At 73.8% G+C, this 8,751-nt stretch carries 9 protein-coding genes; 6 read left to right on the plus strand and 3 right to left on the minus strand.

What is annotated here, in order from left to right:
- Positions 1–111 precede the first annotated feature (111 nt).
- A complete protein-coding gene (locus AC07AL_RS14205; RefSeq protein ID WP_478317562.1) occupies positions 112–702 on the plus strand; it encodes an isochorismatase family protein in 591 nt (196 codons plus the stop codon).
- Between the two features lie 51 nt (positions 703–753).
- Here the strand turns inward: AC07AL_RS14205 and AC07AL_RS14210 are convergent, their stop codons facing one another.
- Positions 754–2,706 carry a glycoside hydrolase family 5 protein gene (locus AC07AL_RS14210; protein ID WP_478317563.1) on the minus strand — a complete coding sequence of 651 codons (1,953 nt, stop codon included), beginning with the start codon at positions 2,704–2,706 and terminating at the stop codon, positions 754–756.
- A gap of 145 nt (positions 2,707–2,851) precedes the next feature.
- Here AC07AL_RS14210 and AC07AL_RS14215 point away from each other — a divergent pair, with 145 nt between their 5' ends.
- The 3 genes from AC07AL_RS14215 to AC07AL_RS14225 are packed head-to-tail and all read left to right on the plus strand — an operon-like array spanning position 2,852 to position 5,107.
- Positions 2,852–3,376, plus strand: a complete 525-nt coding sequence (locus AC07AL_RS14215) for a MarR family winged helix-turn-helix transcriptional regulator (RefSeq protein ID WP_478317564.1) — start codon at positions 2,852–2,854, stop codon at positions 3,374–3,376.
- The gene (locus tag AC07AL_RS14220) at positions 3,373–4,242 is read left to right on the plus strand and encodes an ABC transporter ATP-binding protein (protein WP_478317565.1); all 870 of its coding nucleotides are present in this window, start codon (positions 3,373–3,375) and stop codon (positions 4,240–4,242) included. Before AC07AL_RS14215 ends, AC07AL_RS14220 begins: the two co-directional genes overlap by 4 nt.
- Positions 4,202–5,107 carry an ABC transporter permease gene (locus AC07AL_RS14225; RefSeq protein ID WP_363586593.1) on the plus strand — a complete coding sequence of 302 codons (906 nt, stop codon included), beginning with the start codon at positions 4,202–4,204 and terminating at the stop codon, positions 5,105–5,107. The genes AC07AL_RS14220 and AC07AL_RS14225 overlap by 41 nt, the downstream gene beginning before the upstream one ends.
- A 36-nt stretch (positions 5,108–5,143) precedes the next feature.
- Here the strand turns inward: AC07AL_RS14225 and AC07AL_RS14230 are convergent, their stop codons facing one another.
- Positions 5,144–5,902 (minus strand): alpha/beta hydrolase, encoded by a 759-nt coding sequence (locus AC07AL_RS14230; protein ID WP_363617573.1) that lies wholly within the window; start codon positions 5,900–5,902, stop codon positions 5,144–5,146.
- Positions 5,903–6,102: 200 nt separating this feature from the next.
- Between AC07AL_RS14230 and AC07AL_RS14235 the strand changes: the two genes are divergently transcribed.
- Positions 6,103–6,924: a mechanosensitive ion channel family protein gene (locus AC07AL_RS14235; protein WP_363586591.1), complete on the plus strand. Its 822-nt coding sequence runs from the start codon at positions 6,103–6,105 to the stop codon at positions 6,922–6,924.
- A 184-nt stretch (positions 6,925–7,108) separates the two neighbouring features.
- Here the strand turns inward: AC07AL_RS14235 and AC07AL_RS14240 are convergent, their stop codons facing one another.
- Complete coding sequence (locus tag AC07AL_RS14240) at positions 7,109–7,462, minus strand: DUF6401 family natural product biosynthesis protein (protein WP_363588504.1); 354 nt, start codon at positions 7,460–7,462, stop codon at positions 7,109–7,111.
- Positions 7,463–7,604: 142 nt separating this feature from the next.
- Between AC07AL_RS14240 and AC07AL_RS14245 the strand changes: the two genes are divergently transcribed.
- Positions 7,605–8,531, plus strand: coding sequence for an LLM class F420-dependent oxidoreductase (locus tag AC07AL_RS14245; protein ID WP_363588502.1), 927 nt, complete (start codon positions 7,605–7,607; stop codon positions 8,529–8,531).
- Positions 8,532–8,751 lie beyond the last annotated feature (220 nt).

Raw genomic sequence — 8,751 nt, forward strand, 5'->3', positions numbered from 1 at the left:
CGGCATTGCCGACATCCGGTGGCCGGTCGTAGCGTTCCGGAGGCGGGCCGTCGCGGCCGTCGCAGCCGCCGCCCGCCCTTGCCCGTGTACCGAACCGAAGGTGGTCCCCCCATGCCCACGACGACCCTGCGCGCCCTGAACGGCCTCGACGAGACGCCCGCCACGCTCGCCGCGTCCACGCTGATCCTGATCGACTACCAGAACACCTACGTGCGCGGCGTGATGGAGCTGGAGGGCTGGCGGGAGGCGCTCGACGCGGCCGCGGCCCTGCTCGCCCGGGCGCGTGCGGCGGGCGCCACGGTCATCCACGTGATCAACGACGGCGGCGCGGGCACCCCGTACGACGTCCGTGCCGAGATCGGGCAGATCCACCCCGCCGTGGCGCCGGCCGAGGGCGAGGCCGTGGTCGTCAAGCAGGCCCCGGACGCCTTCGTCGGCACCGGCCTGGGCGCCCTGCTCGACGAGGCCGGCCACCAGGACGTGGTGGTCGCCGGCTTCATGACCCACATGTGCGTGGCCTTCACCACCGCGGGCGCCTTCCTGCGCGGCAACCGGCCGACCGTCGTCGCCGACGCCTGCGCGACCCGCCCGCTCGCCTCGGCGGGTACCCGGGTGAGCGCCGCCCAGCTGCACCGCGGCGCCCTGGCGACCATCGGCGACCTGTACGGCGTGGTCGTGGAGTCCCAGGCCGCGCTGAGCTGAACCGTTCCCGCCGGGGCCCGGCCCGCCGGCCGGGCCCCGGCAGCGGCGGTGTCAGGCCAGTGGACGGCAGAGCAGCGCGTCCGGGACGCCGGCGTGCAGCCAGCGCCAGGTGAAGGCGACCCCCGCGACGTACTCGTTCGAGGCGCACTGCCCCTTGTAGGCCCCGGGCGCCCAGTCGCTGGCCGCCGAGTCGGCGCCGGTGGTGACCGGGGGCCGGTTGTCGCCGTGGTCGAACCAGAGCACCCGGTCGGTCGCGGCGGGCGGCGCGGCCGCGGCCGGGGCGCAGAGCAGGGCGGCCATCGCGTCGGCGCGGACGCTGTAGCCGACCGCGAACCGGCCGTCCGGGCACTGGAGTTTGTCGTAGCCGGGCGCCCAGTCGCCGCCGGTGACGTAGCGCTCGTCCGTGACGGTCGTCCAGGCGTCGGGCCCGGTGGCGGGCTGCCCGGCGTCGGTGCACAGGCCGCGGCCGTCACCGCGGCCGAGGCCGATCAGGCGCTGGCCGTCCGGGCAGTTCCCCTTGCGGTTGCCGCTGCTCCAGTCGGGCAGGGCCAGCATCCGCCGGGAGGCGTTCTGGTCGGCGTGGTCGAGGTCGAGCAGGTTCCAGCGGGCGGGGACCGGGACCGGGCCGGTGTACCCGGGGGCGGCGACCAGTCGGTTCCAGTACGCGGTGCGCCAGTCGCCCGGGTCCTCGACGCTCAGCCGCCGGCCCGCCCGGTCGTAGTGGAGCAGTGCCCAGCTGTCCTGTGGTACACCGCCGTTGTGCCACCCGACCAGCGGCCAGACGGCGAAGTCGGTGTCGTGATCGGCCAGGATCGCAGTGAAGCGGTCGAACCAGGCCTGCTCCTTGGCGTCGGTCGAGCCCCGCCCGCCCGCACCGAACTCGCTGATCCAGACCGGGGCGGTGAAGTGCTGCCCGGCGCGGGTGACGAAGAGCGCCTCCTCGTCTACCACCGAAGCGAGTTGACCTGGCGTCAGGTCCTGGTAGCGCGGATCGCCGGTGGCGCCCGGCCCGCTGCCCGCGCCGGTGTTGGCCGAGCCGGTGTACCCGTAGAAGTGCGCCGAGTAGACCAGTTTGCCCGAGTCGATCAGGGTGTGGGAGAGCGTGGCCACCGGCTTGAGCATCGGACGGCCGTGCGGTAGGCCGGCCAGCGGGACGCCCTGCCAGTTGATGCCCTCCATGATGATCAGCAGGTCGGGGGCGGCCTGGAGGATCCGGTTGCCCGCCTCCTCGAAGGCGGCGTACGCGTCGTGGCCGTCGCCCAGGCCCCAGTTGGGGTCGTCCCAGGTGTCGCGGCGGACCTCGTTGCGCAGGTCGGCGCCGACCACGCGCTTGTTGGCCCGGTACCGGTTCACCATGAACAGCCAGTCCTGCTCCCAGGTCTCGGTGGACTGGCCGCTGTTCCACCGCTCGTTGCCGTCCAGGCCGCAGCAGAACCGGTACCCGGTGGTGTGGTTGTTGAGGATCACCGCGAACCCGTCGGCGGTGAGCGCCGCCACCACCGCGTCGTACACCTGGAGCGGGGTGCTGCCGCGCAGCCCGGGGTTGGCGGCGACGGCGGCGTCCGGGACGGCGGCGGTGTCCCGGATCATCGCGTCCGCGAACGGCAGTCGGACGCTGTTCAGCCCGAGGCTGTGGAAGCCCGCCATGATCTCGGACAGCGGCGCCCGGTCGAGGCCGAGCGGCAGGTTGTACGAGACCTGGCCGGCCTGGTTGTTCGCCGGATCGGTGGTCGAGCCGCTGCCCTGCCACGTGCCCTGCGCGCCGGACCAGTTGCCGGACTTCAGCTTGAACCGGTCGCCCGACGCGTCGACGACGTACCGCCCCCGGGTGCTGAGCGGCCCCGCCCAGGAGGCCGCCAACTGCGCGCCGCTGAGCGGCACCGGGGCGGCGGCCCTCGCGGGGGTGGTCGCCGCAGTGCCGGGCGCCGCAGTGGCCGCCGGCACAACGAGCAACGCGGACAGCGCCGTTGCCGCGGACAGCACACGGCGCGCGAGTCTTCTCATGATGGTCCCCAGCGGTGAGGGCGGGTAGGTGTCCGTACACGGTCACCCGGGATCCTGGCACAGCCGCGCCCCGCCCGGCAGTCCTCCGGCCCACCTCGTCCGCCCTCTGGACGAATACCTCTCACTGAGAGCTAAAATCGGAGGTATGAGTGCGACACCGGAAACGCTCGCCCCCGCACCGGCCGCCGACCTCCTGGCGACCCCCGATCCCGACGTGGCCGACGAACTCTCCGCCCTGCTGGTCGGCATCCAGCGCCTGGTCCGCCGCCGGCTGCGGCAGGGACTCACCGAGCCGAGGCTCCGCGGAGCGCAGATCGAACTGCTTCGCCTGGTGATGGACACCCCCGGGCTGCGGGTGTCCGACGCGGCCGAGGAGCTGTGCCTCGCCGGCAACTCGGTCTCCACCCTGGTCAACCAGCTGGTCGCGCTGCGGCTGCTGCGCCGGGAGGTGGACCCGGCCGACCGCCGGGCCGCCCTGCTCTACGCCACCGACGAGGCCGTCGAACGCCTCGCGGTCTGGCGGGCCCGGCGCGCCGCGCTGGTGGGGGAGGTGGTGGCCGGGCTGCCCGCCGACTCCCGGGCGGCCCTGGCCGCCGCGGTGCCCGCGCTGCGCGAGGTGGCGACGGGCCTGCGCACCCGGCCCGGTGAGCCGGGGGAGGAGGAGCGATGACGTTCCCGGAGGACGGCGGTGACGCGGCGGTGGCCTGCCGCGGTCTGGAGTACACCTTCCACCACGGGCGCGGGAAGGGTGCCGGCACCAAGGCCGTCGACGGTGTCGACCTGACGGTGCGCACCGGCGAGGTGTTCGGCCTGCTCGGCCCCAACGGCGCGGGCAAGACCACCACGATCCGGGCGATCACCACCCTGCTGCCGGTCCGCGCCAGCATGGTGCGGGTCTTCGGCCACGACCCCGCCCGGCAGCGGATGGAGGTCCGCCGGCTGCTCGGCTACGTGCCGCAGCAGCTCTCCGCGGACGGCGGGCTGACCGGTCGGGAGAACGTCGCGCTGTTCGCCCGCGTCTTCGACGTGTCGCACGGCGAGCGCCGCGAGCGGGTCGCCCAGGCGCTGGCCGCCGTCGGCCTCGCCGAGGCGGCCGACCGGATGGCCGGCACCTACTCCGGCGGCATGGTCCGCCGGCTGGAGCTCGCCCAGGCCCTGGTCAGCGCCCCGCGCCTGCTGGTGATGGACGAGCCCACCATCGGCCTGGACCCGATCGCCCGCACCGGCGTCTGGGAGTGCGTCGAGGCGGTCCGGCAGGCCACCGGGATGACCGTGCTGGTCACCACCCACTACATGGACGAGGCCGACCGCTACTGCGACCGGATCGCCCTGATGGACCGCGGCCGGATCCGTGCGCTCGGCACCACCGAGGAGCTGAAGACCGTGGTCCGCGCGCAGGACCCGCAGCTCGCCGACCCCAGTCTGGACGACGTGTTCCGCCACTTCGCGGGCCGCGAGCTGGCCCCCGGCGAGGCTCCGGAAGGAGAGTTCAGCGATGTCCGCCGTACCCGCCGCACCGCCTCCCGCGTCGGCTGAGCCCCCGGGCCCCGCCACTGCCACTGCCGCTGCCACTGCCGCCGCGACCGCCGCCCGTCCCGACCTCGGCCTGCTGCTGGTCCCCCCGCGCGCCCGCACCGGCTGGCGGCTGGTGCCCGCCCGGACGCTGGCGATGTGCACCGTCGAACTGCAGAAGCTGCGCCACGACCGCACCGAGCTCTACACCCGGGCCGTGCAGCCCGCGCTGTGGCTGCTGATCTTCGGGGAGACCTTCACCCGACTCAAGGCCATCCCCACCGGCGGCATCCCCTACCTGGACTTCCTGGCCCCCGGGATCATCGCCCAGTCCGCCATGTTCATCGCGATCTTCTACGGCATCATGATCATCTGGGAGCGGGACTCCGGGGTGCTCACCAAACTGCTGGTCACCCCCACCCCGCGCGCCGCGCTGGTGACCGGCAAGGCCTTCGCCGCCGGGGTGAAGGCGGTGATCCAGGCCGTCGTCGTGGTGGTGATCGCCGCTCTGCTCGGAGTCGCGATGACCTGGAACCCGCTGCGGCTGCTCGGGGTCGTGGTCGCCGTGCTGCTCGGCTCGGCGTTCTTCTCCTGCCTCTCGATGACCATCGCCGGCATCGTGCTCACCCGTGACCGCCTGATGGGCATCGGCCAGGCGATCACGATGCCGCTCTTCTTCGGCTCCAACGCCCTCTACCCGGTGGACCTGATGCCGGGCTGGCTCCAGGTGGTCAGCCGGGCCAACCCGCTCAGCTACCAGGTCGACGCCCTGCGCGGCCTGCTGATCGGCACCCGCGCCCACCTCCCGCTCGACTTCGCCGTCCTGACCCTGGCCACCGTGCTCGGCATCACCGCGGCCTCCGCGCTCCTCGGCCGCCTGGCCCGCTGACCCCGCGCCGCTGCGCGCCCGCCGGTCCGCGCCGGGTCAGTCGCGCGGCTGGCGGGGCAGGGCGAGGGTGAGGGCCTCGGGGGAGGCGGGCGGGAGGGCGAGGGCGGAGGCGGTCTCGGCGGGGAGCGGGCGCAGGCCGAGCAGGGCGGTGGCCAGGCGGGTGGTGGCCCGGTGCCAGTCGGGGATGCGCTGGAGCATGGCGTGGCCGCTGCCGGTGACGGTGTAGCCGCAGACGCGGGCGCCGGCGGCCCGGCTGCGGGCGGCGAAGGCCCGGGTCTCGGCGGGCGGGGTGACCTTGTCGCGGTCGCCGTGCAGCAGGAGCACGTCCCGTCCGGCCAGTTGCTCGCACGGGTCCTCGGCCGGGCACCAGGGGGCGAGGGCGACCAGGCCGGTGACGGCCGGGTGGCCGCCGGCCCGCAGGGCCGCGCGCCCGCCCATCGAGTGCCCGATCAGGACGGTCGGCACCTCGCCCAGCTCCCGGGCCAGCTCGTCGAGGGCGGCGAGGGCGTCCAGCGCGGCATCGGCGCGCTGCCCGTTCCAGCCCCGGTGGCGGTAGCGGACGGTGCCGACGGCCACGTCGGCGCCGGCGGTGTCCTTGGCGAGGGAGCGCAGGAAGCCGTGCATCCGCAGCAGCGGCAGGTTGACCGGACCGGGCCGGGAGAGGTTGTGCTCCTCGCCGCCGTGCAGCACCAGGACGGCGGCGCGCGCCGCCTCGGGCCGCACCCGCCAGCGCAGTGCCGGGTGCCCGGCCGTGCTGCCGGTCGTCGTGCCGCCGTCCACCGTGTCGCTGCTCACACCCGCACCGTCCCGTCCCGTCCCGCCCCCGTCCCGTGCCCTTGAACATCACTTTACGCGGGGCGTCTACGGGCCCGTTTCACCCGGGGGGAGCAGCCCGGGGACCAGGCGCGCGCGGGCCGGGCGGGGTGCTGCTATCCACGAAGGGTGGGGGGTCGCACGCGCCGCTCGTGGCGCCGTGTCACCGAGTGGAGGACTCCGTGGCTCAGCAGCTCGCACTCTCCGTGGACTTCGGATCGGGTTTCACCGACGCCTGGTCCAAGATCGCGAAATTCATCCCGCAGTTCATCGCCTTCCTGGCGATCCTGGTCATCGGCTGGATCGTGGCGAAGGCGATCGCCAAGGTCCTGGACCGTGTGCTGCGCAAGGTCGGCTCGGAGCGGGTCGCCGAGCGGGCCGGGATGGCCCGCCACCTGAGCGGGTCGAACTACGACATGACCGGCATCATCTGCAAGATCGTCTACTACGCGATCCTGCTGATGGTGCTGCAACTGGCGTTCGGTGTCTTCGGCCCGAACCCGATCAGCGTGATGATCCACAGCATCGTCGCCTGGCTGCCCAGGGGCATCGTGGCGGTCGCGATCGTGGTGGTCGCGATGGCCATCGCCAACGGCGTCCGCGACATCGTGCGCAACGCGCTCGCCGGCGCCTCGTACGGCCGGACGGTCGCCACGATCGCCTGGGCATTCATCGTCGCGCTGGGCGTGATCGCGGCGCTCGGCCAGGCCGGGATCGCCACCGCGATCACCGGACCGGTGCTGATCGCGGCGCTCGCCACGATCGCCGGTGTGCTGGTGGTGGGTGTCGGCGGCGGCCTGATCCTGCCGATGCGCCAGCGCTGGGAGCGCTGGCTGGACCACGCCGAGCAGGAGAGCGCCAAACTGCGCGGCAGCGCCTACCAGGCGGGCCGGGCGGACGTGCTGGCCAACCAGCCGGCCCGGCCGACCACCCAGGCCGCTCCGGGCACCACCCCGCCGCCGCCCGGCATCGACCCGGGCCGCCCGGGCGACCGGCCGAGCTAGGGCGTGTTTCATAATTCCCGCCGGGCGCGCGACGCCGGGCATCCCGCCTGGACGCACCGGCGAAACGTCCAAGTACGGCCCAGTACGAGGACGCTTCGCCGGCACGCCCAGCCGGGCGCCCAACGCCGCGCGCTGATCCGACGCGAATTATGAAACACGCCCTAGGCAGCGACCCGCAGCGGGTTCAGGCCCGCAGCAGGCCCTGCTCTCGCACCAGCCAGCAGATTGCGGTCAGCCGGTGCACCGCGTAGTCGTACCCCACCGGCTCCCGCCAGCCGATCTCGGTGAGCGCGTCCAGGAAGCCGAGCGCGTAGTCCGACAGTTCCTCACGGTCCAGGGGCCGGGGCGCCAGCTCCGGCCCCTGTGCGTACAGCAGTTCGCGCAGCATCGCGACGTGCTGGTCGACCATCGCGACGAAGCCCGGCTCGAAGGCGAACTCGGCCAGCCGTGGCGTGAACGCGGCGACGATGCCGGGCAGCGGGCAGCCGGCCGGCTCGTCGGGGGAGCGCCGGAAGGACTCGTCGGGGGTGGCGAACATCCGTCCACGGTAGGCGAGCGGGTCGGCCGGACCGGCGGCTCGTGACGGTTCCGTGCTGAGACCTTGGCCACCTTCGGGAGCTTCGGCGGCTTGGCCGGTTCTCTGCGCCGATCCGCGGGTGGTCTGTACCAGAATGGTCCGCATGGATCTCCGCATCTTCACCGAACCGCAGCAGGGCGCGAGCTACGACACCCTCCTGGCGGTCGCCCGGGCCGCCGAGGACCTGGGCGTCTTCAGTGCCTTCTTCCGCTCCGACCACTACCTGAAGATGGGCGACGTCGACGGCCTGCCCGGGCCGACCGACGCCTGGATCACCCTGGCCGGCCTCGCCCGCGACACCCGCACCATCCGCCTCGGCACCCTGATGACCGCCGCCACCTTCCGCCTGCCCGGCGTCACCGCGATCCAGGTCGCCCAGGTGGACGCGATGAGCGGCGGCCGGGTCGAGTTCGGCCTCGGCGCCGGCTGGTACGAGGCCGAGCACGCCGCCTACGGCATCCCCTTCCCGAAGGAGAAGTTCGGGAGGCTGGAGGAGCAGCTGGCGATCATCACCGGCCTGTGGAACACCAAGCTCGGCGACACCTTCGACTTCGCCGGCGAGTACTACACGCTGACCGGCTCGCCGGCGCTGCCCAAGCCGGCCCAGGACCGGATCCCGGTGCTGGTCGGCGGGCTCGGCCCGAAGCGGACCCCGGCGCTGGCCGCCCGCTTCGCCGACGAGTTCAACCTGCCGTTCGCTTCGGTGGAGGACAGCGCCGCCCAGTTCGGCCGGGTCAAGGCCGCCGTCGAGCAGGCCGGGCGCTCGGTCGGCGACCTGGTGTACTCCAACGCCCTGGTGGCCTGCGTCGGCCGCGACGACGCCGAGGTGGCCCGCCGGGCGGCCGTGATCGGCCGGGACGTGGACGAGCTGAAGGCCAACGGCCTGGCCGGTACCCCGGACGAGGTCGCCGAGAAGATCGGCCGGTACGCGGACGTCGGCAGCGAGCGGGTCTACCTGCAGATCCTGGACCTGGACGACCTCGACCACCTGGAGCTCATCGCCTCCCGGGTCGCCCCCCAGCTCGGCTGACCCGCCCGCACGGCATGCCCTGATCCGGCACCGGCCGGCCGGGCCCGGCGACCACCGCTCTTTACTCGCTCTTGGGAATGCGTAATGCTCCGAGGGAGGGAACGGCGCGGGGAGGACCGGTGACCAGGACGAGAACGGCGGAGGGGGGGGGGCCCCCCATGCCCTCCCCCCCCCCCCGGGGGGCTCCCCCCTCAAAATTTTCGGGGGGGGGAACGGGGCA

It is taken from the genome of Kitasatospora sp. NPDC043949 (genome assembly GCF_056435365.1).

Bases quoted from the DNA above. Each gene is read 5' to 3' on its own strand.
- AC07AL_RS14205 (WP_478317562.1), top strand. From the start codon at position 112: ATGCCCACGACGACCCTGCGCGCCCTGAACGGCCTCGACGAGACGCCC.
- AC07AL_RS14210 (WP_478317563.1), bottom strand. From the start codon at position 2,706: ATGAGAAGACTCGCGCGCCGTGTGCTGTCCGCGGCAACGGCGCTGTCC.
- AC07AL_RS14215 (WP_478317564.1), top strand. From the start codon at position 2,852: ATGAGTGCGACACCGGAAACGCTCGCCCCCGCACCGGCCGCCGACCTC.
- AC07AL_RS14220 (WP_478317565.1), top strand. From the start codon at position 3,373: ATGACGTTCCCGGAGGACGGCGGTGACGCGGCGGTGGCCTGCCGCGGT.
- AC07AL_RS14225 (WP_363586593.1), top strand. From the start codon at position 4,202: ATGTCCGCCGTACCCGCCGCACCGCCTCCCGCGTCGGCTGAGCCCCCG.
- AC07AL_RS14240 (WP_363588504.1), bottom strand. From the start codon at position 7,462: ATGTTCGCCACCCCCGACGAGTCCTTCCGGCGCTCCCCCGACGAGCCG.
- AC07AL_RS14245 (WP_363588502.1), top strand. From the start codon at position 7,605: ATGGATCTCCGCATCTTCACCGAACCGCAGCAGGGCGCGAGCTACGAC.